General features: G+C 72.4%; 24 protein-coding genes. 14 read left to right on the forward strand and 10 right to left on the reverse strand.

Annotated elements, in window-relative coordinates; translation table 11 throughout:
• Positions 1–97 precede the first annotated feature (97 nt).
• From ACE4Q9_RS26370 to ACE4Q9_RS26395, 6 genes are all read left to right on the forward strand, one after another.
• Complete coding sequence (locus ACE4Q9_RS26370) at positions 98–688, forward strand: hypothetical protein (RefSeq protein ID WP_397986716.1); 591 nt, start codon at positions 98–100, stop codon at positions 686–688.
• A 63-nt stretch (positions 689–751) separates the two neighbouring features.
• Positions 752–1,369, forward strand: coding sequence for a TetR family transcriptional regulator (locus ACE4Q9_RS26375; RefSeq protein ID WP_397986717.1), 618 nt, complete (start codon positions 752–754; stop codon positions 1,367–1,369).
• A 202-nt stretch (positions 1,370–1,571) separates the two neighbouring features.
• A complete protein-coding gene (locus tag ACE4Q9_RS26380) occupies positions 1,572–2,255 on the forward strand; it encodes a hypothetical protein (RefSeq protein WP_397986718.1) in 684 nt (227 codons plus the stop codon).
• Entirely contained in the window at positions 2,242–2,889 is a 648-nt protein-coding gene (locus ACE4Q9_RS26385; RefSeq protein ID WP_397986719.1) for a class F sortase, read from the forward strand. Before ACE4Q9_RS26380 ends, ACE4Q9_RS26385 begins: the two co-directional genes overlap by 14 nt.
• Positions 2,890–2,976: 87 nt before the next feature.
• A complete protein-coding gene (locus ACE4Q9_RS26390; protein WP_397986720.1) occupies positions 2,977–4,368 on the forward strand; it encodes an aldehyde dehydrogenase family protein in 1,392 nt (463 codons plus the stop codon).
• A 15-nt stretch (positions 4,369–4,383) separates the two neighbouring features.
• Entirely contained in the window at positions 4,384–5,466 is a 1,083-nt protein-coding gene (locus ACE4Q9_RS26395; protein ID WP_397986721.1) for a Zn-dependent alcohol dehydrogenase, read from the forward strand.
• Between the two features lie 44 nt (positions 5,467–5,510).
• Here the strand turns inward: ACE4Q9_RS26395 and ACE4Q9_RS26400 are convergent, their stop codons facing one another.
• Positions 5,511–6,161, reverse strand: a complete 651-nt coding sequence (locus tag ACE4Q9_RS26400; RefSeq protein ID WP_397986722.1) for a TetR/AcrR family transcriptional regulator — start codon at positions 6,159–6,161, stop codon at positions 5,511–5,513.
• Positions 6,162–6,228: 67 nt separating this feature from the next.
• Here ACE4Q9_RS26400 and ACE4Q9_RS26405 point away from each other — a divergent pair, with 67 nt between their 5' ends.
• The 3 genes from ACE4Q9_RS26405 to ACE4Q9_RS26415 all read left to right on the forward strand — a co-directional run bounded on the left by ACE4Q9_RS26405 (position 6,229) and on the right by ACE4Q9_RS26415 (position 8,526).
• A complete protein-coding gene (locus ACE4Q9_RS26405; RefSeq protein ID WP_397987334.1) occupies positions 6,229–7,380 on the forward strand; it encodes an acyl-CoA dehydrogenase family protein in 1,152 nt (383 codons plus the stop codon).
• Between the two features lie 93 nt (positions 7,381–7,473).
• Positions 7,474–7,764, forward strand: a complete 291-nt coding sequence (locus tag ACE4Q9_RS26410) for a YiaA/YiaB family inner membrane protein (RefSeq protein ID WP_397986723.1) — start codon at positions 7,474–7,476, stop codon at positions 7,762–7,764.
• Between the two features lie 93 nt (positions 7,765–7,857).
• Positions 7,858–8,526, forward strand: a complete 669-nt coding sequence (locus ACE4Q9_RS26415; protein ID WP_397986724.1) for a TetR/AcrR family transcriptional regulator — start codon at positions 7,858–7,860, stop codon at positions 8,524–8,526.
• Between the two features lie 20 nt (positions 8,527–8,546).
• Here ACE4Q9_RS26415 and ACE4Q9_RS26420 read toward each other — a convergent pair whose 3' ends face one another.
• Positions 8,547–9,008: a MaoC family dehydratase gene (locus ACE4Q9_RS26420; protein ID WP_397986725.1), complete on the reverse strand. Its 462-nt coding sequence runs from the start codon at positions 9,006–9,008 to the stop codon at positions 8,547–8,549.
• A gap of 89 nt (positions 9,009–9,097) precedes the next feature.
• Between ACE4Q9_RS26420 and soxR the strand changes: the two genes are divergently transcribed.
• Positions 9,098–9,556, forward strand: coding sequence for a redox-sensitive transcriptional activator SoxR (gene soxR, locus ACE4Q9_RS26425; protein ID WP_397986726.1), 459 nt, complete (start codon positions 9,098–9,100; stop codon positions 9,554–9,556).
• 31 nt (positions 9,557–9,587) lie between these two features.
• Here the strand turns inward: soxR and ACE4Q9_RS26430 are convergent, their stop codons facing one another.
• The 3 genes from ACE4Q9_RS26430 to ACE4Q9_RS26440 all read right to left on the reverse strand — a co-directional run bounded on the left by ACE4Q9_RS26430 (position 9,588) and on the right by ACE4Q9_RS26440 (position 13,043).
• The gene (locus ACE4Q9_RS26430) at positions 9,588–10,652 is read right to left on the reverse strand and encodes an RNA ligase (ATP) (protein ID WP_397986727.1); all 1,065 of its coding nucleotides are present in this window, start codon (positions 10,650–10,652) and stop codon (positions 9,588–9,590) included.
• Between the two features lie 54 nt (positions 10,653–10,706).
• On the reverse strand, positions 10,707–11,483 hold the full coding sequence (locus tag ACE4Q9_RS26435) for a 3-keto-5-aminohexanoate cleavage protein (protein WP_397986728.1): 777 nt from the start codon (positions 11,481–11,483) through the stop codon (positions 10,707–10,709).
• A 957-nt stretch (positions 11,484–12,440) separates the two neighbouring features.
• Positions 12,441–13,043: a hypothetical protein gene (locus ACE4Q9_RS26440; RefSeq protein WP_397986729.1), complete on the reverse strand. Its 603-nt coding sequence runs from the start codon at positions 13,041–13,043 to the stop codon at positions 12,441–12,443.
• A gap of 220 nt (positions 13,044–13,263) precedes the next feature.
• Here ACE4Q9_RS26440 and ACE4Q9_RS26445 point away from each other — a divergent pair, with 220 nt between their 5' ends.
• Complete coding sequence (locus ACE4Q9_RS26445; RefSeq protein WP_397986730.1) at positions 13,264–16,065, forward strand: penicillin acylase family protein; 2,802 nt, start codon at positions 13,264–13,266, stop codon at positions 16,063–16,065.
• Between the two features lie 34 nt (positions 16,066–16,099).
• On the opposite strand, the gene ACE4Q9_RS26450 is transcribed toward ACE4Q9_RS26445, so the two are convergent.
• Positions 16,100–17,398, reverse strand: coding sequence for a serine-threonine protein kinase (locus ACE4Q9_RS26450; protein ID WP_397986731.1), 1,299 nt, complete (start codon positions 17,396–17,398; stop codon positions 16,100–16,102).
• Between the two features lie 87 nt (positions 17,399–17,485).
• Positions 17,486–18,745, reverse strand: a complete 1,260-nt coding sequence (locus ACE4Q9_RS26455) for an exo-beta-N-acetylmuramidase NamZ domain-containing protein (RefSeq protein WP_397986732.1) — start codon at positions 18,743–18,745, stop codon at positions 17,486–17,488.
• Positions 18,746–18,867: 122 nt separating this feature from the next.
• Between ACE4Q9_RS26455 and ACE4Q9_RS26460 the strand changes: the two genes are divergently transcribed.
• The 3 genes from ACE4Q9_RS26460 to ACE4Q9_RS26470 are packed head-to-tail and all read left to right on the forward strand — an operon-like array spanning position 18,868 to position 21,951.
• A complete protein-coding gene (locus ACE4Q9_RS26460) occupies positions 18,868–19,641 on the forward strand; it encodes an SDR family oxidoreductase (RefSeq protein WP_397986733.1) in 774 nt (257 codons plus the stop codon).
• Positions 19,638–21,311, forward strand: coding sequence for a class I adenylate-forming enzyme family protein (locus tag ACE4Q9_RS26465; protein WP_397986734.1), 1,674 nt, complete (start codon positions 19,638–19,640; stop codon positions 21,309–21,311). The genes ACE4Q9_RS26460 and ACE4Q9_RS26465 overlap by 4 nt, the downstream gene beginning before the upstream one ends.
• 46 nt (positions 21,312–21,357) lie before the next feature.
• Positions 21,358–21,951 (forward strand): TetR/AcrR family transcriptional regulator, encoded by a 594-nt coding sequence (locus tag ACE4Q9_RS26470; RefSeq protein ID WP_397986735.1) that lies wholly within the window; start codon positions 21,358–21,360, stop codon positions 21,949–21,951.
• A gap of 81 nt (positions 21,952–22,032) precedes the next feature.
• On the opposite strand, the gene ACE4Q9_RS26475 is transcribed toward ACE4Q9_RS26470, so the two are convergent.
• The 3 genes from ACE4Q9_RS26475 to ACE4Q9_RS26485 form a co-directional block, all read right to left on the reverse strand.
• Entirely contained in the window at positions 22,033–23,247 is a 1,215-nt protein-coding gene (locus ACE4Q9_RS26475) for an acyl-CoA dehydrogenase family protein (protein ID WP_397986736.1), read from the reverse strand.
• A 6-nt stretch (positions 23,248–23,253) separates the two neighbouring features.
• The gene (locus ACE4Q9_RS26480; RefSeq protein ID WP_397986737.1) at positions 23,254–24,276 is read right to left on the reverse strand and encodes a phosphotransferase family protein; all 1,023 of its coding nucleotides are present in this window, start codon (positions 24,274–24,276) and stop codon (positions 23,254–23,256) included.
• A 157-nt stretch (positions 24,277–24,433) separates the two neighbouring features.
• Positions 24,434–24,949, reverse strand: coding sequence for an NUDIX hydrolase (locus tag ACE4Q9_RS26485; RefSeq protein ID WP_397986738.1), 516 nt, complete (start codon positions 24,947–24,949; stop codon positions 24,434–24,436).
• Between the last annotated feature and the right edge of the window lie 92 nt (positions 24,950–25,041).

Consider the following 25,041-nt stretch of genomic DNA (forward strand, 5'->3'; position numbering starts at 1 on the left):
CGGCGCAAGAGGGCGGACCCTCCTCCCTGCGGGGGATGTCCGGAACCCGACTCCGGGCGGATTCCCCGGACCCGCCCCGTGTCCTACGCTCCCCGGCATGTCGTGGACGAAGGGAACGCGCGGACGCCTGGCCGCGCTCGCGGTGTGCCTTCTGCTGCCTCTCGGCGCGGCGGGCTGCGGCACGGCGCACGGGGGCACGGGCACGGGCGGGGACACCGGCGGAGGCACGGGCGCGGTCGGCGCGGACTCGCCCTCGCCCGTCGGCAAGGTCCTGGACGACACCGACGGCAGCGGCCGCCATCTGCGCGAGACCGGCGGCGAAGACGCCCCCGGGGTCGGCGTCGAGATCACCCCGGACCCCGCCGACGGCTGGGACGTACGGCTGGCCTTCCGTCACTTCCGGATCTCCGCGCCCGGCGCGCGCCCGACCGCGGTGACCGGGCGGGGGCTCGCCTGCCTCTTCGTGGACGGCCGCCGGATCGCCCGGCTGCACACCCCCCGCTACCGGCTGCCCGGCCGGCTCGTCCCGCACGGCACCCACCACGTCACCGCCCGTCTGTACGCCGACGACGGCACGGCGTGGGCCGTGCACGGCAAGCCGGTGCAGAGCACCGCCGACATAACGGTGTCGGACACCCGGCCGCAGGGTGCCCCGCCCGGGGACGCCGACCGCCTGCCGGACGGCTGAGGGCTTCGCCCGCGCTCTCCGTACCCTGGGACCAGGTTCACCGGACCCCGGCGGAAAGGCATCATGAAGCCCGTGCCCCACGTGACCCCGCTCCGCCGCGCCCCCGTCCAGCGGCGCAGCGCCGAACGGCTGACCAGGATCCTCGACGCCTGCGCCGAACTCCTCGACGAGGTGGGCTACGACGCGCTGAGCACCCGTGCCGTCGCGGTGCGCGCCGGCGTGCCCATCGGCTCGGTCTACCGCTTCTTCGGCAACAAACGGCAGATGGCCGACGCCCTCGCGCAGCGCAATCTGGAGCGGTACACCGAGCGGGTCACCGGCCGCCTGGAGCGGGCGGCGGCGGGGGACTGGCGGGCCGCGATGGACGTCGTCCTGGACGAATACCTGGCGATGAAGCGCACCGCGCCCGGCTTCTCCCTGGTCGACTTCGGCAACCAGATCCCGGTGGGCGCCCGCCAGGCGGAGCCCAACAGCCGGGTTGCCGACCGGCTTTCCGCACTGCTCGCCGGCTATATCGGCCGGGCCCCCGACGACGAACTGCGGCGGGCCTTCCTGGTTGCCGTGGAGAGCGCGGACACCCTGGTCCAACTGGCCTTCCGGCTCGACCCGGAGGGCGACGAGGCGATCATCCACGAGACGCGGGAACTGCTGCGGGCCTACCTGGGGCGGCTGCTGGACTGACCGGCGAGGGGCCTCGCCGGCCCCGGGGCGGCGGGGGAGAGGCAGGGGAACATCGCGCTAGTTAGTCATATTGTCGGATTGCGCCGCCAGGGGGATATCTGACGGCGCGCCGGGCGTCGATGCCGTACGGCGTCGTGCGCATTGGGCAGAGTCCACACGAGATCGATTTGTATGAAAATCGTCTGACTCGGAGGAAACGCCCATGCCCACCCGGACATTCCCACGCACCGCCGGTACCCGCGCCGGCGCCACCGTCGTCCTCACCGCACTCGCCGCGGCGGGCGCGTCGTGGGTGGCGGCACCGACCGCCATGGCCCAAGGGGAGAACGGCGACATCAGAATCCACCGGGTCGGCACGCCCTACGGCGTCTCGAAGGACGACCCCACGGTCTGCCGGTTCTACCTCGATGCCGTCAACTTCGACATCCTGCCCGTCATCGCCTACACCATCACGCCCCAGCCCCCGCTGCCCACCTCCGCCACTGTCACCGGCACCATCCAGCTCGCCGGGGGCGCCGGGCACACCGACCCGCTGGGGCTCGCGGACGGCCAGTACCGGATCACCTGGACCGCGGCCGGCGCCCTCAAGGAGAAGGTCTTCCGCGTCAATTGCCGGGAGAACGGCGCCCAGGGCGCGCCCGGTCAGATCGACGACCACCAGCAGCAGGAGCACAACGAGCAGCAGCAGGAGCACAACGACACGAGCTGGGGCCAGAACGGCGACCACGGCGGCCCGCAGGGCGGGGTGCACGCCGGCGGCGGCGGGCTCGTGGACACCGCGGCCGCGTACTCCCCGGTGGGCGCCGCCGCGGCGGTGGGCCTGCTCGCGGTCGGCGGGGTCGTGTACGTCCGGCGCAACCGCCGTCGTCCCCATGGCGCCGCGTAGGCGCAGACGCAGGCCCTGGTACCGGACCCGCGCCTACCGCCTCGCCAGGACGGCCGTCCTCGCGGCCGTCCTGGTGTCCCTCGTCAGGCGGTGCGGGGACGACGGCCCGCCGGACCACGCCCAGGCCGTCGCCGCCGGGGCGGACTCGGGCCCGGCTGTCCGCTACGCCCGTCCGCTGCCCCGGTCCCGGCCCACCTCCCTGCGCATCCCCTCCCTCGGCCTCGACGCCCGGATCGTCGGCGTAGGTCTCGACAAGGACCGGCAGCTGGAGACACCGCCGTTCGACCAGCCCAAGGCGGCCGGCTGGTACGAGGGCGGCGCCACCCCCGGCGAGGCGGGCACCGCGATCGCCGTCGGCCACCGCGACACCCCCTCCGGACCCGCCGTGTTCGCCGCGCTCCCGCTGGTCAAGCCCGGCAAGACGATCGAGGCGCGGCGCGCGGACGGCCGTACCGCCGTCTACACCGTCGACCGGGTCAAGGTCTTCGACAAGTCCGGCTTCCCCGACAAGGAGGTCTACGGCCGCTCCCGCCTCCCGGAGCTGCGCCTGCTGACCTGCGGGGGGCTGTACAGCAGGCGTACCGGGTACAGCAGCAACGTGGTGGTCTTCGCCCATCTCACCGCGACCAGGTGAGTCCGCACGGCGAGAACGTCTGGCGCCGGAAAACTAACGCCGCTAGTTTAAGGGGCGGATGACGCGTTCCCGCCGGGAGGAAGCAGCATGAAGGCACACGACGGTCTGTACATCGACGGCGGCTGGCGCCCCGCCGCGCGCCCGGACGAGGTGATCGAGGTCCTCAACCCGGCCGACGAGCAGGTCATCGGCCGGGTCCCGGCCGCCGGGCCCGAGGACGTGGACGCCGCCGTCCGCGCGGCCCGCGCCGCCCTGCCCGGCTGGGCCGCCACCCCGCCCGCCGAGCGCGCGGCCCGCCTGGCCGCGCTCCGGGACGCGCTCGCGGCCCGCAAGGACGAGATCGCCGAGACGGTCACCGCCGAACTCGGCTCACCGCCCGCGTTCGCGCAGTCGGTGCACGCGGGCCTGCCCATCGCGGTCGCCGGCAGCTACGCCGGCCTCGCCGCGAGCCGCCCCTTCGAGGAGAAGGTCGGCAACTCCACCGTCCTGCACGAGCCGGTCGGCGTGGTCGGCGCGATCACCCCCTGGAACTACCCGCTGCACCAGATCGTCGCCAAGGTCGCCCCGGCGCTCGCCGCCGGCTGCACGGTCGTCCTCAAGCCCGCCGAGGACACCCCGCTCACCGCGCAGCTGTTCGCCGAGGCGGTGCACGAGGCGGGGCTCCCGGCAGGCGTGTTCAACCTCGTCACCGGCCTCGGACCGGTCGCGGGCCAGGCCCTGGCCGAGCACCCGGAGGTGGACCTCGTCTCCTTCACCGGCTCCACCGCCGTCGGCCGCCGCATCGGCGCGCTGGCCGGCGGCGCCGTGAAGCGGGTCGCCCTGGAACTGGGCGGCAAGTCCGCCAACGTCATCCTGCCGAGCGCCGACCTCGCCAAGGCGGTCCACGTCGGCGTCGCCAACGTGATGGCCAACTCCGGGCAGACGTGCAGCGCCTGGACCCGGATGCTGGTCCACCGAGACCGGTACGAAGAGGCCGTCGAGCTGGCCGCGGCCGCCGCCGCCAAGTACGCCGACCGTATCGGGCCGCTGGTCAACGCCAAGCAGCAGGCGCGGGTGCTCGGTTACATCGAGAAGGGCCTCGCGGAGGGCGCCCGCCTGGTCGCGGGCGGCCCCGAAGCGCCGCGCGAGAAGGGTTACTTCGTCAGCCCGACCGTCTTCGCCGACGTCACGTCCGAGATGACCATCGCCCAGGAGGAGATCTTCGGCCCGGTGCTCTCGGTCCTCGCCTACGACGACGAGGACGACGCCCTGCGCATCGCCAACGGCACGGTGTACGGCCTGGCCGGCGCGGTCTGGGCCGGCGACGAGGACGAGGCGGTGGCCTTCGCCCGGCGCATGGACACCGGGCAGGTCGACATTAACGGCGGCCGCTTCAACCCGCTCGCGCCGTTCGGCGGTTACAAGCAGTCCGGGGTCGGCCGGGAACTCGGCAGTCACGGCCTCGACGAGTACCTCCAGACCAAGTCCTTCCAGTTCTGAAGGAGTTCACCCGCCATGGCCGTACGAGCCGCTGTCCTGCCCGCCGTCGGCGAGCCCTTGGAGATAACCGGCATCGAGCTGCCCGAACCCGGCCCCGGACAGGTCCGGGTCCGGCTCGCGGCGGCCGGGGTGTGCCACTCCGACCTGTCCCTGTCCGACGGCACGATGAGCGTGCCCGTGCCCGCCGTGCTCGGTCATGAGGGCGCGGGGACGGTCGTCGCCGTCGGACCGGACGTCACCGGTGTCTCGCCGGGCACGCCCGTCGTCCTCAACTGGGCGCCCGCCTGCGGGACGTGCCACGCCTGTTCGCTCGGCGAGGTCTGGCTGTGCGCCAACGCGCTGAACGGCGCGGCCTCCGTCTACGCCCACGCCGCCGACGGCACCCCGCTGCACCCCGGTCTGAACGTGGCCGCGTTCGCCGAGGAGACCGTCGTGTCCGCGTCCTGCGTGCTGCCGCTGCCGGGCGGTGCCCCGCTGACCGACGCCGCGCTCCTCGGCTGCGCCGTGCTCACCGGGTACGGCGCGATCCACCACTCGGCGGGGGTGCGGCCCGGTGAGAGCGTCGCCGTGTTCGGCGCGGGCGGGGTCGGGCTCGCCGCGATCCAGTCGGCCCGGATCGCGGGCGCGTCGCGGATCGTCGCCGTAGACGTGTCGCCCGCGAAGGAATCCCTCGCGCGCGCCGCCGGTGCCACGGACTTCCTGCTCGCCGGTGCGACCACGCCCCGCGAGATCCGCGCCCTCACCGGCAAGCAGGGCGTGGACGTCGCCGTCGAGTGCGCGGGCCGCGCGGTCAGCATCCGCGCGGCCTGGGAGTCCACCCGGCGGGGCGGCCGTACGACGGTCGTCGGCATCGGCGGCAAGGACCAGCAGGTCACCTTCAACGCCCTCGAACTCTTCCACTGGGGCCGCACCCTCTCCGGCTGCGTCTACGGCAACAGCGACCCCTCCCGCGATGTCCCCCTGCTCGCCGAGCACGTCCGCACCGGCCGCCTGGACCTGTCCGCCCTGGTCACGGAGCGGATCGCCCTGGAGGACATCCCGCAAGCCTTCGAGAACATGAAGAAGGGGAAGGGCGGGCGGGCGCTGGTGGTGTTCTGAGGGGCCGAGTGTGGTGGCTGGTCGGGGGGCGGGGACGCTCACCGTCACCCGGCCTCGCCCCCCTGCCGTAGCCGCTCGTACTGCTGCGCGAGGCCGTCCAGGATCGCGGTCAGTCCCGTTTCGAAGGCCCGCTCGTCGATCTTCTCCTGCTGCTCCGCGAGGAGATGGGCCTGCCCGAGGTGCGGGTAGTCGGCCGGGTCGTAGGCGCTCGCGTCGTCCACGAAGCCGCCGGCGAAGGAGCCGAGCGCCGAGCCCATGATGAAGTACCGCATCAGCGCCCCGATGGACGTGGCCTGCGCAGGCGGCCACCCCGCGTCGACCATCGCGCCGTACGCCGCGTCCGCCACCCGCAGCGCGGCCGGCCGGCGACCGGGTCCGCGCGCGAGCACGGGGACGATGTTCGGGTGCGCGCGCAGCGCGGCCCGGTAGGAGACGGCCCAGTCGTGCAGCGCGGTCCGCCACGGCCGGCCGTCCTCGAACATCGACAGGTCGACCAGCGCGCTCACCGAGTCCGCGACCGCCTCCAGGATCTCGTCCTTCGTGCGGAAGTGGTTGTACAGCGAGGGCCCGCTCACCCCCAGCTCCGCGGCGAGCCGCCGGGTGGAGACCGCCGCCAGCCCCTCCCGGTCCACGAGTTCGCGGGCCGCCCGGACGATCCGGTCGGTGCTGAGCAGGGGCTTGCGTGGTCGGGCCATGGCGCACATAGTAGGGCTGCGCCTGTAAACTAGCAGTGCTAATTTAAATGGGAGAGGTGATCTCGTGGTGAACCTGGGGCTCAGCGAGGAGCAGGAGGCCGTACGGCGGCTCGCGCGGGACTTCGTGGCCCGCGAGATCACCCCGCACGTGATCGCCTGGGACCGGGCCGAGGAGGTCGACCGGGGCATCGTGAAGAAGCTCGGGGAAGTCGGCTTCCTCGGGCTGACGATCCCGGAGGAGTACGGCGGCTCCGGCGGCGACCACCTGTCGTACTGCCTGGTCACCGAGGAGCTGGGCCGCGGGGACTCCTCGGTGCGCGGCATCGTGTCCGTCTCCCTCGGCCTCGTGGCCAAGTCCGTCGCGGCCTGGGGCGACGAGGAGCAGAAGCGGCGCTGGCTGCCGGGGCTGACCGCGGGCGAGTACGTCGGCTGCTTCGGCCTCACCGAGCCCGGCACCGGCTCCGACGCGGGCAGCCTCACCACCCGCGCGGTGCGCGACGGCGACGAGTACGTCCTCAACGGCACCAAGATGTTCATCACCAACGGCACCTGGGCGGACGTCGTCCTGCTGTTCGCCCGCTCCACCGACGCCCCCGGCCACAAGGGCGTGAGCGCCTTCCTGGTGCCGGCCGACACGCCCGGCCTGAGCCGGCGCCCGATCCACGGCAAGCTCGGTCTGCGCGGCCAGGCCACCGCCGAACTCGTCCTCGAGGACGTGCGGGTGCCGGCCTCCGCGCTGCTGGGCGAGGAGGGCAAGGGCTTCTCGGTCGCCATGTCCGCGCTGGCCAAGGGCCGGATGTCCGTGGCGGCGGGCTGCGTCGGGATAGCGCAGGCCGCCCTGGACGCGGCCGTCGGATACGCCGGGGAACGCGAGCAGTTCGGCAAGCCGATCGCCCGCCACCAGCTGGTGCAGGAGCTGATCAGCGACATCGCCGTCGACGTGGACGCGGCCCGGCTGCTGACCTGGCGGGTCGCCGATCTGATCGACCGGGGCGAGCCGTTCGCGGTCGAGTCCTCCAAGGCCAAGCTGTTCGCCTCCGAGGCCGCCGTCCGCGCGGCCAACAACGCGCTCCAGGTCTTCGGCGGCTACGGCTACATCGACGAGTACCCGGTCGGCAAACTCCTGCGCGACGCTCGGGTGATGACCCTGTACGAGGGCACCAGCCAGATCCAGAAGCTCCTCATCGGCCGTTCCCTGACCGGGGTTTCGGCGTTCTGAGGCCGCCGGGCAAGGCTTTTCTCGGCTCGTCTGAGTACGGCCTGAGTAGCCGAGCGGATGTGGCGCGCGCCGCGCGCGCCGATGCTCTTGCCCATGAGTGACACATCGGTCAAGCAGCAGAGCACGGCCGCCTTCTACGGCCAGGCCGTCGCGTCCTTCGCCATCGCGATGGCGGCCACCTCCATCGGCATCTTCCGGCTGGACACCGACGCATGGGTGCGCGCGTTCCTCGCGATCGCCGTCCTGTACCTCGTCACCTCCGCCTTCACCCTCGCCAAGGTGATCCGGGACCGCCAGGAGGCCGGACAGATCATCAGCCGGGTCGACCAGGCCCGGCTGGACAAGCTCCTCGCCGAGCACGACCCCTTCGCCGACAAGCTCTGACCGCTGCGCACCGCCTGCGGCCTGCTGCGCTAAGCGATCGCTCATCGTCGGCGGTATGGTGGTGCCCCTGTCACCGAGAGGGGCGTAAGAGGGATGAGTACGGCGGCGGAGACGACCGGCGGCGAGGCGGAGCCGTGGGAAGAGGTCACCCCTGACGCGGCCCGGCGGCTGCTGGTCGCCGCCGTGGAGGCCTTCGCCGAGCGCGGCTACCACGCGACGACGACGCGGGACATCGCGGGCCGCGCCGGGATGAGCCCGGCCGCGCTCTACATCCACTACAAGACCAAGGAAGAACTGCTCCACCGGATCAGCCGCATCGGGCACGACAAGGCCCTGGACATCCTGCGCACGGCGGCCCGCCGCGAGGGCCCCGCGAGGGAGCGGCTCGCCGACGCGGTCAGCTCCTTCGTCCGCTGGCACGCCGGGCGGCGCACCACCGCGCGGGTCGTGCAGTACGAGCTCGACGCCCTCGGCCCCGAGGCCCGCGCCGAGATCCTGGGGCTGCGCCGGCAGGTCGACGCCGAGGTGCGCGGGATCATCGAGGACGGCGTCGCCGCGGGCGAGTTCGACGTGCCGGACGTCCAGGGCACCACGCTCGCCGTGCTGTCGCTGTGCATCGACGTGGCCCGCTGGTTCAACATCGAGGGGCCGCGTACGCCGGATGCGGTCGGCGAGCTGTACGCCGAGCTGGTGCTGCGGATGGTCGGGGCGGTGGAGGCGGACGGGACGGTGGAGGCGGACGGGGCGGTCGGGGCGAAGTAGGCCCCGGCCGCGACCGGTGCCTAGAGGTAGTACCGGGACACCGATTCCGCCACGCACACCGGCTTGTCCCCGCCCTCACGCTCCACGGTGAAGGCGACGGCGACCTGGACCCCGCCGGTGACGTCCTCCACGCCGGTGATCCTCGCGGTGGCGCGCAGCCGGGAGCCGACGGGTACGGGGGCCGGGAAGCGGACCTTGTTCGTGCCGTAGTTGACGCCCATCTTCACGCCCTCCACCCGCAGCAGCTGGGGGCCGAACAGCGGCAGCAGGGAGAGCGTGAGGTAGCCGTGCGCGATGGTCGTGCCGAACGGCCCCGCGGCGGCCTTCTCGGGGTCCACGTGGATCCACTGGTGGTCCCCGGTGGCCTCGGCGAACAGATCGATCCGCTTCTGGTCGACCTCCAGCCACTCGGTGGGGCCCAGCTGCTCGCCCACGGCCGCCTTCAGCTCGGCGGGGGAGGTGAAGATCCTCGGTGCTGCCATGTTCCCGGCCTCTCGATCGCGTTCCTAAGCAACTGCTTAGCATGGTCGGGCGCGCGGTCGATGTCAACGGATTGACTAGGCTCTGAGGAGTGCCGCAGATTCCCGAGAAGATCCATGAGCTCACCGTCGGACAGCTGTCCGCGCGCAGCGGTGCCGCCGTGTCCGCGCTGCACTTCTACGAGGCCAAGGGCCTGATCTCCAGCCGCCGCACCAGTGGCAACCAGCGCCGCTTCAGCCGGGACACGCTGCGCCGGGTGGCGTTCGTCCGCGCGGCGCAGCGGGTCGGCATCCCGCTGGCGACGATCCGCTCCGCGCTGGCCGAACTGCCGCAGGAGCGGACGCCGACGCGGGAGGACTGGGCCCGGCTGTCGCAGGCGTGGCGCTCGGAGCTGGACGAGCGGATCACGCAGCTCAACCGGCTGCGTGATCACCTGACCGACTGCATCGGGTGCGGGTGCCTGTCGCTGGACACCTGCGTGCTGTCCAACCCGGACGATGTGTTCGGGGAGCGGCGGGCGGGGTCCCGGCTGATGGCGGAGGGGCGCTGAGTCCGGGAAGCGGCGGGCGGCCCCTTTCCGGTCACTCGTACTCCGTGCCGCCCTTGCGGGTCAGATACGCCGGGCTCACCGCCTTCGCGATCGCCCGCCCGCCGGTCACCGCGCTGTACCGCTCGGTGGCCGGCCGTATCACCACGCCCTCGCGCAGGTGCAGTTCCCGGCCGGAGACCGTCTCCCGGCCGCTCGCGACCGAGAACACCCGGTCGATGTCGTACGGCCCGCTGTACAGCCGCGGTACCACCGGCAGCTCACCGTCCAGTACATCGGTGTCCAGCCAGCGCACCGTGCCCTCGATCTCCGCCGAGACGTCGAACACCGCGTACCCCAGGGTCTCCCGGCGGCCGTCCGCGCCGTAGGTGAGGTCCTGGACGCCCGCGCCGTACACCTCCCCGAAGACGCCGACGCGCCGCGCCCCGAGGCGTCCGGCGAGCCGGGCGGCGGCCTCGGGGACGCCGTGGGCGTGCACGGCGCGCCAGTACAGGTTCCGGGGGTCCTCCTTGAGCGCGAGCGACCTCGCGCCGAATCCCTTGGAGGAGACGTACACCCGGTCCTCGCCGGCGACGTACGTCAGCAGGCAGGCCGAGCCGTGCAGCTTCTCCGTGAGGACCACCGGCTCACCGGGCGCGAAGATGTCCGGGTAGCGCTGGATGTTCTCGATGTCCACCCAGGGCAGCAGCTCGGGCGCCGGCTCCACCTCGCCGTTCATGGTGGGCGGGACGGGCGGTACCCATTTGGTGATGCCGAGCCGCTCCGCGAAGTCCGTGCCCTCGACGGCCGCGGCGGCGAGGTCGACGCCGTCCAGTGCCTTCGGCCGGCAGACGATGCCCTGGGACAGCTCGCCCCGCAGCCGTACCGCCCTGAGCCGGTTCGCCGCGGCCCCCGCGAGCCGCCCGGTCAGTCCCAGCTCGTCGATCAACTCGTCGGGCAGTAAGGCCTGTTCGGGGATGTAGAGCGCCACCTCGCCGCTGCGGAAGGCCCCCTTGGCCACCACGGCCCGGTACAGCCCCACCTGCGCCAGCTCCAGCGCGTCGGCGTTCGGGTGCTCGTGTACGGTCAGCACCTCGGCGGTCACCCGCAGCGTGGACATGGAGATCCCCGTTCGTGTCGTCTTCGGCTTCAACTCACCCCACTATCACGGCTATTAATCTCCTGGAACGACCCGATTCCCGCCTGCTACCGTTCCGCCGGCCTGTGCGGAGCGCCGGGCCGACCCGTACTGGCGCAGCCCCTCCGCCACCAACTGTGCGTTGGAGGCAGCCCGTTCGCCGGTCGGCAGGAGCAGGGTGTCCTCCAGGCCGATGCGGACGGCCAGATTCCGGCGGGCCGCCAGGCGGAGGACCGGCCAGGTGCCGCCCTCCTCGCCGTGCAGCAGGACGGGGCGGCCGTGGGCACCGCCCAGGTCGGCCAGCAGGGCGTCGGCCGAGGTTTGCGCCGTGGCCGGGTCCGGGTCCGTCACCTCGGCCAGGACGCGCAGCGCCCGCGGGCCGAGCGGTGAGGCGGCGAAGCGGGCCGCGCCGTCCGTGCCCGACCAGACGCCCGCCTCGACGGCCACGCCCCGCTCCAGCAGCAGGGCGGCCAGCTCCTCCGCGCCCGGTTCGTGCCAGTTGACCGAGGCGGCGTCGGGCAGCAGGGTCCAGGAGCGGACGCGGGCGAGTCGGGCGGCGGGGTCGGGTTCGGCCCAGGCGCCGGTGGTCACCCCGACCGGCACCGCGACCTCGGCGCGCAGCGCTTCCAGGACCGGGGTGAGGACACGCGGAGAGAGACTGTCGTGCCCGCACGGGCACTTGGGGTGGACATGGACCTCCGTGGCCCCGGCCGCGACGGCCTCCGCGGCGGAGCGCGCCAGATCCTTCGGCGACATCGGCACGGCCGCCCCGTGCCCGGCCGTACGCCTTCCGTTCAGACAAGCCTGCACCATGCCCCGATGGTGCCAGCCCCGCCGACGAAAGTCAGCGACGCGGAAGACTGCGACGCGGAAGCCTGCGACGCGGGAGCGGCGGGTCGTGGTCGGGGGCGTGGAGGTTGGTGGCGCGGAAGTGGTGGGTCGGGGCCGGGGACGTGGAGGTCGGCGGTGCGAAAGCTGGCGGCGCGATAGCCGGTGGTGCGGAACTGGTGGGTCGGAGTCGGGGGCGCGAATGGGTGCGGCGCGGAACCGACGGACGGGAGTCGGAGGCGCGAAACCGGCGGAGCGGGGCTGGGGCGTGAAAGCCAGCGGCGCGAAGGCTCGCGGCGCGAACCAGTGGATCGGAGTCGGGCAGCGAAATCCGGCGGAGCGGACCCGGCGGAGCATGGGGGCGCGGCATCCCCTGCGCGGCCCCCGGAACTTACCCCGGCGGCACCCCTGTGGGCACCGGAACCCTCCTCGGCGGCACCCCTCGTGGGCACCGGGACTTTCCCTGGTGGCGATCCTCGGTGGCGCCCGGAGCTTCCCCCATGGCGACCCTGTTCGGTCTGCGGAACTTCCCCCGGCAGTGACCCTGTGCGGCCCTGGAACCTCTCCCGGCAGCGCTCCTCGGTGTCCCTCGGAACATTCCCCGTCGGCGGCCCCCGGCGCCTCTCGGTGGGCCCGGAACTTCCCCCGTCGGCGGCCCTTGGCGACCCTCTGTGGTCCCCGGAACTTCCCCTGGCGGCGGCCCTCGGCGACCCGGTGGCCCCCCGGAACTTCCCTCGGCGGCGCCCCTCGGAGGCCCCCGTAACCTTCCCCGTCGGCGGTCCCGGCGCCTCTCGGTGGCCCCCGGAACTTCCCTCGGCGGCGCCCCTCGGAGGCCCCCGTAACCTTCCCCGTCGGCGGTCCCGGCGCCTCTCGGTGGCCCCCGGAACTTCCCCCGGCGGCGCCCCTCGGAGGTCCGTGACCTCGTCGGCCTCGGTGGTCCGGTCAGGCCGTCATCAGCAGCCGTCCCCGCTGGGCGCCCGCCAGAGCGCGCGGGGAGAGCACCGGGCGTGGGACGAGTATGCCGCAGTCGCCGCACACCGGTCCGGAGGACGGCTCGTGGTCGAGGCCGTACCGCCAGACCAGCCGGTCGGCGCCGCAGACCGGGCAGCTCGCCCCCGGCTCCCGCTCCAGCGCGTCGATCAGCCTGCGCAGCACCTCGGCCAGCGGATCGGACGGATGCACCCGCGGGTCGTCGCACCAGGCGACCCCGAAGCCGCCCCAGGTCAGCCGGTGCCAGTCGTCCACACTGCCCGGCTGGCGCAGCCCGTCGTGCTTCTCCCGGCGGCGGCGCTCGGTGAACTCGCTCTCGTAGGCGAGCCAGACCGAGCGGGCCTCCTCCAGCTCCTCCAGCGCGGCCACGAGCCGCGCCGGGTCGGGGGAGCGGTCCTCTGGATCGAACCCGGCCCGCGCGCACAGATGGTCCCATGTCGCCCGATGCCCGTAAGGGGCGAACTTCTCAAGGCACTTGCGCAGCGAATAGCGCCGCAGCGCCAGATCGCAGCCCGGATCGCGTACCTGTCTCGCCAGACTCCGGAAACCGGCCATCGCCCTGCACCTCCGTCACACCTGCACCTGTTCCGCGGCCACTTCGGCGTCGTCGTACGGACGTCGCCTGATAGACGTTTCGACCGGCGCTTCGGCTCCATCTCTTCTCGCGCTTGTTCTGCTCGGCCTTCCCGCAAACTCAAAAAGTTGACGCATGTTCATCTTCAACTCCGGGGATACCGGCGGTAACGTTCGCGCACCCCAGTCGCTAGGAGCTGCCATGCCACGGCGCACCCCACGGACCGCCCTTGACAGAGTGAGAACGTTCCGCCGACTCCCCGGGTTCCTGAAGTCCGCGTCGGTATGCGTTCTGATAGCCGGACTTGTCTCCCCCATTACCCAGGGCGCCGCGAGCGCGGCCACCCCCACCGCCCCCAGGGCCGCCGCGAACGACTACTGCGGCGGCCAGTGTTCGGACATCCTGCCGCCCGGCGAGAACGGCAACGCCACCCTCGCGCAGATCCTCCTCAACCAGGGCTTCGGCACCCAGCCCGCGCACGCCGAGGACCAGCTCGGCCCGTACGCCGGCCTGGCCACCGGCTACAAGAACCTGAGCGACGCGACGATCAACAACTTCTTCAACGACGCCTCCTTCGGCGTCCCCGCCGACCAGGTCGCCTCGACCGAGAAGCCGGCCGGGCGCGGCGACGTGACGATCGTGCGCGACAAGAAGACCGGTGTGCCGCACATCACCGGCACCACCCGCTACGGCACCGAGTTCGGCGCCGGGTACGCCGCGGCCGAGGACCGGCTCTGGCTGATGGACGTCTTCCGGCACGTGGGCCGCGGCCAGCTGACCTCCTTCGCGGGCGGCGCCGCCGCCAACCAGGGCCTGGAGCAGGAGTTCTACCGCAACGCCCCCTACACCGAGGCCGACCTCCAGGCACAGATCGACCGCGCCGTGGCGGACAACGGCGCCCGCGGCCAGCAGGCCCTCGCCGACGCCGACGCCTACCTGGACGGCATCAACTCCTACATCGACGCCTCCGACAGCGGCCGCTACTTCCCCGGCGAGTACGACCTGACCGGACACAAGGACGCGATCACCAACGCCGGCACCATCGACCACTTCAAGATCACCGACCTGGTGGCGCTGGCCTCCGTCATCGGCTCCCTGTTCGGCTCCGGCGGCGGCGGAGAGGTGAACAACGCCCTGTCCCTGATGGCCGCGCAGGACAAGTACGGCGTCGAACAAGGCACCAAGGTCTGGGAGTCCTTCCGCGAGCGCAACGACCCCGAGGCCGTCCTCACCGTCCACGACGGCCAGAGCTTCCCGTACGGCGCCAAGCCCGCCACCGCCAAGGGGCAGGCGCTGCCCGACGCCGGCTCGGTGACCCCGGAACCGCTGGTCTACGACCGCACCGGCAGCGCGGCCACCGCCGCCGCCAAGAGCGCCTCCACCACGGCCGCGAAGACGGACCTCAGCTCCGCCCACCGCGGGATGTCCAACGCGCTGGTGGTGAGCGGCAAACACACCGCCAGCGGCCATCCGATCGCCGTCTTCGGACCGCAGACCGGATACTTCGCGCCGCAGCTGCTCATGCTCCAGGAGATCCAGGGCCCCGGCATCAGCGCCCGCGGCGCCTCCTTCGCGGGCCTGAGCATGTACGTCGAACTCGGCCGCGGCCAGGACTACTCCTGGAGCGCGACCACCTCGGGCCAGGACATCATCGACACCTACGCCGTCGAGCTGTGCCAGGACGACTACCACTACCTGTACCACGGCACCTGCACCGCCATGGACAAGGTGGAGCAGAAGAACTCCTGGTCGCCCACGCTGGCCGACGGCACCGCCGCCGGGTCGTACACCATGCGGGTGTGGCGCACCAAGTACGGTCCGGTGGAGTACCGGGCGACGGTCGGCGGCAAGAAGGTCGCCTACACTAGTCTGCGCTCCTCCTACCTGCACGAGGTCGACTCGATCGTCGGCTTCCAGATGCTGAACGACCCCGGCTACATCAAGGGGCCCCAGGACTTCCAGAGCGCGGCGCAGCACATCAACTACACCTTCAACTGGTTCTACGCCGACTCCCAGCACACCGCCTACTACAACAGCGGTGACAACCCGGTCCGCGCGGACGGCGTCGACGCGGAGTTCCCGGTGTGGGCGCAGCCCGCGTACGAGTGGAAGAACTGGAACCCGGACACCAACACGGCCGACTACACCCCGCCCTCCGCCCACCCCAACTCCATCGACCAGGACTACTACATCTCCTGGAACAACAAGCAGGCCAAGGACTACACCACCGCCTCCTGGGGTGACGGCTCCGTGCACCGGGGCAACCTGCTGGACGACCGGGTGAAGAAGCTGGTCGCGGCCGGCGGGGTGACCCGCGCCAAGCTGGTGCAGGCCATGGCGTCCGCGGGCGTCACCGACCTGCGGGCCGAGGACGTGCTGCCCGAGCTGCTCCAGGTGATCGACTCCTCGCCGGTGACCGACCCCGCGGCGGCCGACGCGGTGAACAAGCTCCAGGCGTGGGTGAGCGCGGGTGCCCAGCGCACCGAGACCTCCGCCGGCTCCAAGACCTACGCGAACGCCGACGCGATCCGCATCCTGGACGCCTGGTGGCCGCTGCTGGTCAAGGCGGAGTTCCAGCCGGGTCTCGGCGACGATCTGTACAACGCGCTGACCGGCAACCTGACCGTGGACGAGGCGCCGTCCGCCGGACACGGCCCGACCGGCTCGCACGCCGGCAGCTCCTTCCAGTACGGCTGGTGGAGCTATGTCGACAAGGACATCCGCTCGGTGCTCGGGCAGAACGTGCAGGGCCCCCTCGCCGAGAAGTACTGCGGCGGCGGGAACCTCGGCTCCTGCCGGGACGCCCTGATCAGCACCCTGAAGCAGGCCGCCGGGATGACCGCCGCCCAGGTCTATCCGGGCGACAGCCTCTGCTCCGCCGGCGACCAGTGGTGTGCCGACTCGATCGTCCAGCGCACGCTGGGCGGCATCAAGCACGGCAACATCAGCTGGCAGAACCGGCCGACCTTCCAGCAGGTCGTGGAGTACACCTCGCACCGGTGAGATCGGCGCCGGGCGAGCGGTGACTGGCGGCGGGTCAGCCGATCCGGCCCGCCGCCAGCACCACCCGCGCCAGTTCGGGGTGCAGGATGTCGCCGTGCGCCCCGGCCGGCGGGCCGCCCCGGCGGACCACCGCCGCCGCGTCCACGTTCGCGCACCCGGACGCGGGCAGCCGGCCCGCCAGGGCTCCGGCCAGATCGAGCTGTACGGTGCCCGGCACCGCCTGCACCCCGTCATGGCCGAGCGCGCCCCACCGGGGACCGAGCACGGCCGCGATCTCGGTGCCCAGGCAGGACCGGTCGTCCCCGGAGAGCCGGGAGGCCAGCGGGTAGAACGTGCCGAGTGCCGCGTCGAAGTGGGAGTAGCAGCACACCAGCGGGCCGTCGATCCGCCGCTGCTGATCCTTCAACGCGCCCGACTTGTGCGGGTCGTCGGGCAGCCGCTCGGCGAACGCGTGGTGCGAGAAGGCCCCTTCGAGCAGCGTCACGGACTTCACCGGACGCGCTTCGCCGGGCAGCCCCCGCAGCGCGAACGACACCAGGCGCGCGCCGAAGCTGTGCCCCACCAGATGCACCCGCACCCCCGGCGCCCTGGCCGCCAACTGGCCCAGCAGCGGCCCGAGTCCATGCTCGCCGACGGTCCCGGCCCGCCCCTTCATCTGGTAGTACGCCGCCTGCCGCAGCAGCTCCTTCGCGCCTTCCCAGGGGTTCGGCAGGCTGAACCCCTCGCTGCCGCCCGGCGCCCCGACCGCGGCCAGCGCGTCGGCGAACTCGGCGCAGGCGGTGGCGGGTTCCTCGGTGAACACGGTCGGCTCGCCGTCCTCGTCGGTGTCCGCCGCCGCCGGACCCGCCCCGTCCAGCAGCAGCCGCACCAGCCGCCCGAACTCCGTCAGCCCCGCCTGGCCCTCCGGGTGCTGGTCGAGCAGCCGGGCGAGCTGGTCGACGGTGCTCGCCCGGTCCGGGAAGACCCCGAGCAGAGCGCGCCGGGTGTCCTTGTCCAGCGCCGGTCCCGGCGCCGCCTCCGCCTCCGTGGCCACCACCGACTTGGGGAAGTCAGGGATCGGCTCGTCGCTGAACCGCATCGACGGCCAGATCACCCCCGCGTACCCGAGGCGCGCCTTGGGGGCGAGCGACGGGAAGGGGGCGAAGAAGCGGCGGTACAGGCGGGTCGCGGCCGAGCGGTCGTCGTTCCAGCCGTGCGCGAAGACGACCAGGTCGCGCACGTCGTGCTCGGTGACCTGCGCCAGCAGGCGGTCGCGTTCGGGCGGGTCGACGTCCCCGCTCGTGTCGAAGGTCAGCTCCCAGTAGGGAGACACGCTCATCCCGGAATCCGCCATGTCAGGCTCCCTCGCCCCGCGGAGAACGACGCGTTACCTACTGTGATTGTCCCGCGACGCAGCGGAGTTGAAACCGGTCCCCGCCCGTCACGTGTACAGCAGGTATTCCTTCCGGATCCGCCGGAACGCGGCCAGCTCCTGCTGCCAGGCGCCCACCACCTCGTCGGTGTCCGCGCCCGCGTCGATCATCGTGCGCACCCGGTCCGAACCGGTCAGCTTGTCGATCCAGTCGTCCGGCCGCCAGGCGAAGCCGTCCCAGACCTTGCGCGCGGTCACCAGCAGGGCGATCCCGGTGCGCACGGGGTCGAAGGCAGCCCGGTCCGTCACATGGACCTGCACCCCGCCCGCCGTCGTGCCCTCGAACTTGGAGAACGTGGGCGCGAAGTACGCCTCCCTGAACCGCACGCCCGGCAGCCCCAGCTCATTCGCGGCCGCCGCCCAGCGGCCGTCGATGCCCTCGGCGCCGAGGAGTTCGAACGGGCGGGTGGTACCGCGGCCCTCGGAGAGGTTCGTGCCCTCGAACATGCAGGTGCCGGAGTACACCAGCGCCGTGTCCGGGGTCGGCATGTTGGGGCTCGGCGGCACCCAGGGCAGGCCCGAGGCGTCGTAGAAGTCGGTGCGCCGCCAGCCCGTCATCAGGACGGTCTCCAGGGGGACCGACGCGCCGAGGAACTCCTTGTCGAACAGCCGGGCCAGTTCCGCGACGGTCATCCCGTGCGCCTGCGCGATCGGCTGCCGTCCGACGAACGTGGCGAACTCCTTGTGCAGCACCGGCCCCCGGGCCTCCCGTCCGGTGACCGGGTTCGGGCGGTCGAGCACCACGAAGCGCTTGCCGGCGAGCCGGGCGGCCTCCATGCAGTCGTACAGCGTCCAGATGTACGTGTAGAAGCGCGCGCCGACGTCCTGGATGTCGAAGACGACCGTGTCGACGCCGGACGCGGTGAAGATGTCGGCCAGTGGCCGGCCGCTCTTGAGGTACGTGTCGTAGACCGGCAGGCCCGTCTCCGGATCGTCGTAGCGGCCCTCGGAACCGCCGGCCTGCGCGGTGCCGCGGAAGCCGTGCTCCGGGCCGAAGACCGCCGTCAGCTCGACGCGGCCGTCCTCGTGCATGACGTCCACGATGTGCCGGGCGTCGCGGGTGATGCCGGTGGGGTTGGTGACGATGCCGACGCGCCGGCCGTGGAGGAGCCGGTAGCCGTCGGCCGCGAGTCGTTCGAAGCCGGTGTGGAAGGACTCGCGGTGGTGGGACGAGGCGGCCGGTGCGGAGAGCGGGTCCGGTTCCGGGGACGCGGCAGGTACGGCGGCCAGGGTGGCCGTGGCCAGGAGGTTTCTTCGGGACAGGGGCATGGGACCTCCGTTGGTCCGGAAGGTGCGGGCCTCTAGAGGTTGGTGCGATGACCCTTCCTTCACACATACCGACCGGTTAGTCTGGCGTCGCTGTGCCGAGTCGCGTCGTGTCGGAGGAGCCGATGGTGGAAGCCATGCAGGGTGCGGGAGTCGTCGTCACCGGGGCCGGTGGGGGGATCGGGGCCGCGCTGGCCCGCAGGTTCGCCGGGGCCGGGGCGCGGGTCGTGGTGAACGACCTGGACGGGCCGAAGGCCGAGGCGGTGGCCGCGGAGATCGGCGGAACCGCCGTGCCCGGCGACGCCTCCGCGATCGTCCAGGACGCACGGGACGCGCTCGGCGGGACCATCGACGTGTACTGCGCGAACGCCGGGGTCGGCTTCTCGGACGGGGACATCGGCGGGCCGCTGGACGAGCGGTCCTGGGCGCTGGCCTGGGACGTCAATGTGATGGCGCACGTCCGCGCGGCCCACGCCCTGCTGCCGCACTGGCTGGAGCGGGGCAGCGGCCGGTTCGTCGCCACCGTCTCCGCCGCCGGACTGCTCACCATGGTCGACGCCCCCTCCTACAGCGTCACCAAGCACGGCGCCTACGCGTTCGCCGAATGGCTGTCCCTGACGTACCGCCACCGGGGTCTGAAGGTGCACGCGATCTGCCCGGAAGGCGTGCGCACCGACATGCTCGCGGCCACCGGCACCGCGGGCGAGGTGGTGCTGGTACCGACCGCCATCGAGCCGGAGGACGTGGCCGACGCGCTGTTCAAGGGCATCGAGGAGGACCGCTTCCTGATCCTTCCGCACCCGGAGACCAGCGCCCGCTACCGGGCGCGCGCCGCGGACCCCGAGCGCTGGCTGGCCGGCATGAACCACATCCAGCGGAAGGTGGAGGAGGCATCGTGAGCGACTCCGGCTACGCGTCCAGGCCCTGGCTCGCCCTGCTCGACGACGCCCAGCGGGCCCCCATCGACCCCGCCGACTCGCTGGTGCACGCCCTGCGCGCCGCCGTCTCCGAGGCGCCCGAGCGCACCTTCCTCGCCTACTTCGACGCCCGGCTGAGCTACCGCGAGGTGGACGAGCTCAGCGACTCCATCGCCGCCCACCTCGCCGCGCGCGGACTGGAGCGCGGCGACCGGGTGGCCGTACTCCTCCAGAACTCCCCGCACTTCGTGCTGGCCGTGCTCGGCGCCTGGAAGGCGGGCGCCATCGTGGTGCCGGTCAACCCGATGTACAAGTCGGCCGAGGTCGGCCATGTGCTGCGGGACGCCGAGGTGACCGCGCTGATCTGCTCCGACCGGGCGTGGGAGTCGTACCTGCGCGAGACGGCGGCCGGTTCGCCGGTGCGGATCGTGCTCACCGCGTGCGAGCGGGACTTCCAGACGCGCGACGACGCCCGGGTGCTGGCCTTCGAGCGGCTCCCGCAGGCCCCCGACACGGAGGACCTGGTCGCCGTGGCCCGGCAGGGCGGGCGGGCGCCGGAGGGGCGGGCGGCGGGGCCCGGCGACATCGCGCTGATCAGCTACACCTCCGGGACCAGCGGCACCCCCAAGGGCGCCACCAACACCCACGGCAACATCATGTACACCGCGGAACGGCAGCGCACCGGGCTCCCGCTGCCCGAGGGGCCGGTCTACTTCGGGCTCGCGCCGCTGTTCCACATCACCGGCATGGTCTGCCAGTTCGCCGCCTGCCTGAACAGCGCCGGCACCCTGGTGCTCGCCTACCGGTTCGAGCCGGGCGTCGTCCTGGAGGCGTTCGCGGAGCACCGCCCGGTGTTCACGGTCGGCCCCGCCACCGCCTTCATGGCACTCGCCGCCCACCCGGGAGCCGGACCCGAGCACTTCTCCTCCTTCGTGCACCTCTCCTCCGGCGGCGCCCCGCTGCCGCCCGCGCTGGTGGAGGGGTTCCGGGAGCGGTTCGGGGTGTACATCCGCAACGGCTATGGGCTCACCGAGTGCACCGCCCCCTGCGCCTCCGTGCCCTCCGCTCTGGAGGCGCCGGTCGACCCGGTCTCCGGGACGCTCGCGGTCGGGCTGCCGGGGCCGGACACGATCGTGCGGATCGTGGACGAGCGCGGCGCGGACGTGCCGTTCGGCGAGCAGGGCGAGATCGTGGTGCGCGGCCCGCAGGTGATCCCCGGCTACTGGCGCCGCCCGGACGCCACCGCCGAGACCTTCCCCGGTGGCGAACTGCGCACCGGCGACATCGGGTTCATGGACCCGCGGGGCTGGCTCTACGTCGTGGACCGCAAGAAGGACATGATCAACGCTTCCGGGTTCAAGGTGTGGCCGCGCGAGGTCGAGGACGTCCTGTACACCCATCCGGCGGTGCGCGAGGCGGCCGTCGTCGGCGTCCCGGACGGCTATCGCGGGGAGACCGTCAAGGCGTACATCAGCCTGCGTCCGGGCGCCGACGCGGACCCGGATGAACTCGCGGTGTACTGCAAGGAGAGACTGGCCGCCTACAAATATCCGCGCCAGGTGGAGATCCTGCCCGAGCTGCCCAAGACCTCGAGTGGGAAGATCCTCCGTCGGGAGCTGCGCTCCCGAGGCGACGGCGAACGTCGGAACTAGCTACATCGTCACAACTGGCGACAACACGGAGAGGCAGGTGGCGGCAGTGCCCAGGACGACGGACGGCGACGGAGCACCTGTTCCGCAGCGGCTGCTGGCCGCCGCCACCCGGCTCTTCGCCGAGCAGGGCTACGACCGGACCTCCGTCCAGGAGATCGTGGAGGCGGCCGGCGTCACCAAGGGAGCGCTGTACCACTACTTCGGCTCCAAGGACGATCTGCTGCACGAGGTGTACGCGCGCATGCTCCGCGTCCAGCAGGAGCGGCTCGACCACTTCGCCGACATGGACGCGCCCGTGGAGACCCGGCTGCGGGGAGCGGCGGCGGACGTGGTGGTGTCGACCATCGAGAACCTGGACGACGCCGCGATCTTCTTCCGCTCCATGCACCAGCTCAGCCCGGAGAAGCACAAGCAGGTACGGGCCGAACGGCGCCGCTACCACGAACGGTTCCGCGCGCTCATCGAGGAGGGGCAGAAATCCGGCGTCTTCTCCACCGCGACCCCGGCCGACCTGGTCGTGGACTACCACTTCGGCTCCGTCCACCACCTGTCCACCTGGTACCGCCCGGACGGCCCGCTGAGCCCCCAGCAGGTGGCCGACCACCTCGCGGACCTGCTGCTGCGCGCGCTGCGTCCCTGAGCAGCGCGCGCCGCGCCCCCGACCGACGGGCAAGGGCGGCCCCGCCGAGGGCCGCCCCTTGCTCGTGTCCGCCTAGCGGTACTACAGGTATTTCTTCAGCTCGCGCCGGGCCAGCGACCGCTGGTGCACCTCGTCCGGGCCGTCGGCCAGCATCAGGGTGCGGGCGGCGGCGTAGAGCTCGGCCAGCGGGAAGTCCTGGCTCACCCCGCCCGCGCCATGCAGCTGGATCGCCCGGTCCAGGATGCCGACCACCGCGCGCGGCGTGGCGATCTTGATGGCCTGGATCTCGGTGTGCGCGCCCCGATTGCCGACGGTGTCCATCAGCCAGGCCGTCTTCAGCACCAGCAGCCGCAGCTGCTCGACCGTCACCCGCGCGTCGGCGATCCAGTTCTGCACCACGCCCTGCTGGGCCAGCGGCTTGCCGAAGGCCGTACGGGAGACCGCGCGCCGGCACATCAGCTCGATCGCCCGCTCGGCCATGCCGATCAGCCGCATGCAGTGGTGGATCCGGCCGGGACCGAGCCGGGCCTGCGCGATGGCGAAGCCGCCGCCCTCCTCGCCGATCAGATGGGCGACCGGCACCCGCACCCGGTCGAAGACGACCTCGGCGTGTCCGCCGTGGGAGTGATCCTCGTAACCGAACACCTGCATGGCCCGCTTGACGGTCACGCCGGGCGTGTCGCGCGGGACCAGGACCATGGACTGCTGGCGGCGGATGTCCGCGCCCTCCGGGTCCGTCTTGCCCATCACGATGAAGATCTTGCAGTCCGGGTTCATCGCCCCGGAGATGTACCACTTGCGGCCGGTGATGACGTATTCGTCGCCGTCCCGCTCGATGAGGGTGGTGATGTTGGTGGCGTCCGAGGAGGCCACCTCCGGCTCGGTCATCGCGAACGCGGACCGGATCTCACCGGCGAGCAGCGGCTCCAGCCACTGCTTCTTCTGCGCCTCGTCGCCGAACTGCGCCAGCACCTCCATGTTCCCGGTGTCGGGCGCCGCGCAGTTGGTCGCGATCGGCGCCAGGTGCGGGGACCGCCCGGTGATCTCGGCGAGCGGCGCGTACTGGAGGTTCGTCAGGCCCGCGCCGTACTGCGCGTCAGGCAGGAACAGGTTCCACAGCCCCTGCCTGCGGGCCTCGGCCTTCAGCTCCTCCACCACCGCCGGGGTGTCCCACGGCGAGGCGAGCGCGGCCCGCTGCTCCTCGGCGACCGACTCGGCCGGGTAGACGTACTCGTCCATGAAGGCGAGCAGCCTGGCCCGCATCTCCTCGGTGCGCGCGTCGAACGCGAAGTCCATGGCGGATCAGCCTTCCTGAAGGGTGGTCAGTCCGTGGTCGATGAAGACGGGCACCAGCTCGCCGATCCGGTCGAAACCGCGCCCGACCGTCTGGCCCAGCGTGAAGCGGTAGTGGATGCCCTCCAGGATCACGGCGAGCTTGAAGAACGCGAACGCCTCGTACCAGGAGACGGCCGACACGTCCCGCCCGGAGCGCGCCGCGTACCGCTCGATCAGCTCCTCGGGCGCGGGGTGACCCGGCGCCTCGGCGGTGGTGGACACCGGCGAGTCCGGCACGTCCAGGGTGCGGCTGTACATCACCAGCAGACCGAGGTCGGTCAGCGGGTCGCCGAGCGTGGACATCTCCCAGTCCAGGACCGCGGTGATCGTGTCGTCGGCCCCGATCAGCACGTTGTCCAGCCGGTAGTCGCCGTGTACGACGGTGGCGGCGGGCGAGGCGGGGAGCCGGCGGCCCAGTTCGGCGTGGAGTTCGTCGATGCCGGGCAGCTCGCGGCTGCGGGAGGCGTCCAGCTGCTTGCCCCAGCGGCGCAGCTGCCGGTCCAGATAGCCTTCCGGGCGGCCGAAGTCTCCGAGGCCCACCTCGGCGGGGTCCACCGCGTGCAGCTCGACCAGCGTGTCCACCAGGGACAGCACCGCGCTGCGCACCCGCTCCTCGCCGAGCGGGGCGAGTTGCGCGCGAGTGCGGTACGGCGTGCCCGCCACGAACTCCATCACGTAGAACGGCGCGCCGAGCACCTCCTCGTCCTCGCACAGCAGCACCGGCGCCGGGACCGGCACGGAGGTGGGGTGCAGGGCGCTGATCACCCGGTGCTCGCGTCTCATGTCGTGCGCGGTGGCGAGGACATGGCCGAGCGGCGGGCGGCGGACGACCCACTCCGAGGTGCCGTCGGTCAGCGCGTAGGTGAGGTTCGACCGCCCGCCCTCGATCAGCCGTCCGGAGAGCGGCCCCCGCACCAGTCCGGGGCGCTCGCGTTCCAGCAGGGCGCGCAGCCGGTCCAGGTCGAGTCCGGGCGGGTGGTCGGCGCTCATGAATCACTCCTCGAACGGGTGGTGGGTCGTGGGGTCGCGTGTCGCGTACGGGACTCGACTCATGATGCCGACCGGTCGGTATGCCGTCCAGTGCGCACGGCGAACCGGACGGGAAACGTGACGGGCGCCACGGGGGAGCGGGGCCGGTCGTCGGGGTTCAGTTCCCGGCGCGGAACTCCGCGAGCTTCCGGTACGCCGCCAGGCCGTCCGGCACCCATTCCCACTCGCCGAGGCGCGCCTCGACCTCCTCGTCGGTGAGGAAGGCGTGCCACTGGACCTCCTCCGCCTGCGGGTGCACGGGCAGTTCGCAGCGCACCTCGTACACCGCCGACCACCAGGACTTCCCGGCGCCGTCGTCGTAGAGGAACGTGAACAGGTGCGTCGGCCGGGGCAGCCCGGACACGCCCAGCTCCTCCTCGGCCTCCCGCAGCGCCGCCTCGTCATAGGACTCGCCCGCGCCCACCACCCCGCCGACGAACGGGTCGTACAGCGAGGGGAACACCAGCTTGGTCGCGGTGCGCCGGTGCACGAAGATCCGCCCGGCCGCGTCCCTGGCCTGGATGAAGACACAGCGATGACGCAGCCCGCGCTCGTACACCTCACCCCGCGGCAACTGCCCGACGACGCGGTCGTGTTCATCGACGATGTCGAGAATCTCGTCAGCAGGATTCATGCCCCAATCCAAGCACGGGGGCGGCTGGGGGGGGCGGCGTGAGGGACCACGTGGTGCGCGGGGCCGCGCTACCCGGCAGGGAGGGAGCAACC

The organism is Streptomyces sp. AM6-12 (assembly GCF_044327085.1).
Classification (GTDB): domain Bacteria; phylum Actinomycetota; class Actinomycetes; order Streptomycetales; family Streptomycetaceae; genus Streptomyces.

What these genes read in the sequence shown, in the direction of transcription:
- ACE4Q9_RS26370 (WP_397986716.1), top strand. Translation starts at nt 98, where the DNA reads ATGTCGTGGACGAAGGGAACGCGCGGACGCCTGGCCGCGCTCGCGGTG.
- ACE4Q9_RS26375 (WP_397986717.1), top strand. Translation starts at nt 752, where the DNA reads ATGAAGCCCGTGCCCCACGTGACCCCGCTCCGCCGCGCCCCCGTCCAG.
- ACE4Q9_RS26380 (WP_397986718.1), top strand. Translation starts at nt 1,572, where the DNA reads ATGCCCACCCGGACATTCCCACGCACCGCCGGTACCCGCGCCGGCGCC.
- ACE4Q9_RS26385 (WP_397986719.1), top strand. Translation starts at nt 2,242, where the DNA reads ATGGCGCCGCGTAGGCGCAGACGCAGGCCCTGGTACCGGACCCGCGCC.
- ACE4Q9_RS26390 (WP_397986720.1), top strand. Translation starts at nt 2,977, where the DNA reads ATGAAGGCACACGACGGTCTGTACATCGACGGCGGCTGGCGCCCCGCC.
- ACE4Q9_RS26395 (WP_397986721.1), top strand. Translation starts at nt 4,384, where the DNA reads ATGGCCGTACGAGCCGCTGTCCTGCCCGCCGTCGGCGAGCCCTTGGAG.
- ACE4Q9_RS26400 (WP_397986722.1), bottom strand. Translation starts at nt 6,161, where the DNA reads ATGGCCCGACCACGCAAGCCCCTGCTCAGCACCGACCGGATCGTCCGG.
- ACE4Q9_RS26410 (WP_397986723.1), top strand. Translation starts at nt 7,474, where the DNA reads ATGAGTGACACATCGGTCAAGCAGCAGAGCACGGCCGCCTTCTACGGC.
- ACE4Q9_RS26415 (WP_397986724.1), top strand. Translation starts at nt 7,858, where the DNA reads ATGAGTACGGCGGCGGAGACGACCGGCGGCGAGGCGGAGCCGTGGGAA.
- ACE4Q9_RS26420 (WP_397986725.1), bottom strand. Translation starts at nt 9,008, where the DNA reads ATGGCAGCACCGAGGATCTTCACCTCCCCCGCCGAGCTGAAGGCGGCC.
- ACE4Q9_RS26430 (WP_397986727.1), bottom strand. Translation starts at nt 10,652, where the DNA reads ATGTCCACGCTGCGGGTGACCGCCGAGGTGCTGACCGTACACGAGCAC.
- ACE4Q9_RS26435 (WP_397986728.1), bottom strand. Translation starts at nt 11,483, where the DNA reads ATGGTGCAGGCTTGTCTGAACGGAAGGCGTACGGCCGGGCACGGGGCG.
- ACE4Q9_RS26440 (WP_397986729.1), bottom strand. Translation starts at nt 13,043, where the DNA reads ATGGCCGGTTTCCGGAGTCTGGCGAGACAGGTACGCGATCCGGGCTGC.
- ACE4Q9_RS26445 (WP_397986730.1), top strand. Translation starts at nt 13,264, where the DNA reads ATGCCACGGCGCACCCCACGGACCGCCCTTGACAGAGTGAGAACGTTC.
- ACE4Q9_RS26450 (WP_397986731.1), bottom strand. Translation starts at nt 17,398, where the DNA reads ATGGCGGATTCCGGGATGAGCGTGTCTCCCTACTGGGAGCTGACCTTC.
- ACE4Q9_RS26455 (WP_397986732.1), bottom strand. Translation starts at nt 18,745, where the DNA reads ATGCCCCTGTCCCGAAGAAACCTCCTGGCCACGGCCACCCTGGCCGCC.
- ACE4Q9_RS26460 (WP_397986733.1), top strand. Translation starts at nt 18,868, where the DNA reads ATGGTGGAAGCCATGCAGGGTGCGGGAGTCGTCGTCACCGGGGCCGGT.
- ACE4Q9_RS26475 (WP_397986736.1), bottom strand. Translation starts at nt 23,247, where the DNA reads ATGGACTTCGCGTTCGACGCGCGCACCGAGGAGATGCGGGCCAGGCTG.
- ACE4Q9_RS26480 (WP_397986737.1), bottom strand. Translation starts at nt 24,276, where the DNA reads ATGAGCGCCGACCACCCGCCCGGACTCGACCTGGACCGGCTGCGCGCC.
- ACE4Q9_RS26485 (WP_397986738.1), bottom strand. Translation starts at nt 24,949, where the DNA reads ATGAATCCTGCTGACGAGATTCTCGACATCGTCGATGAACACGACCGC.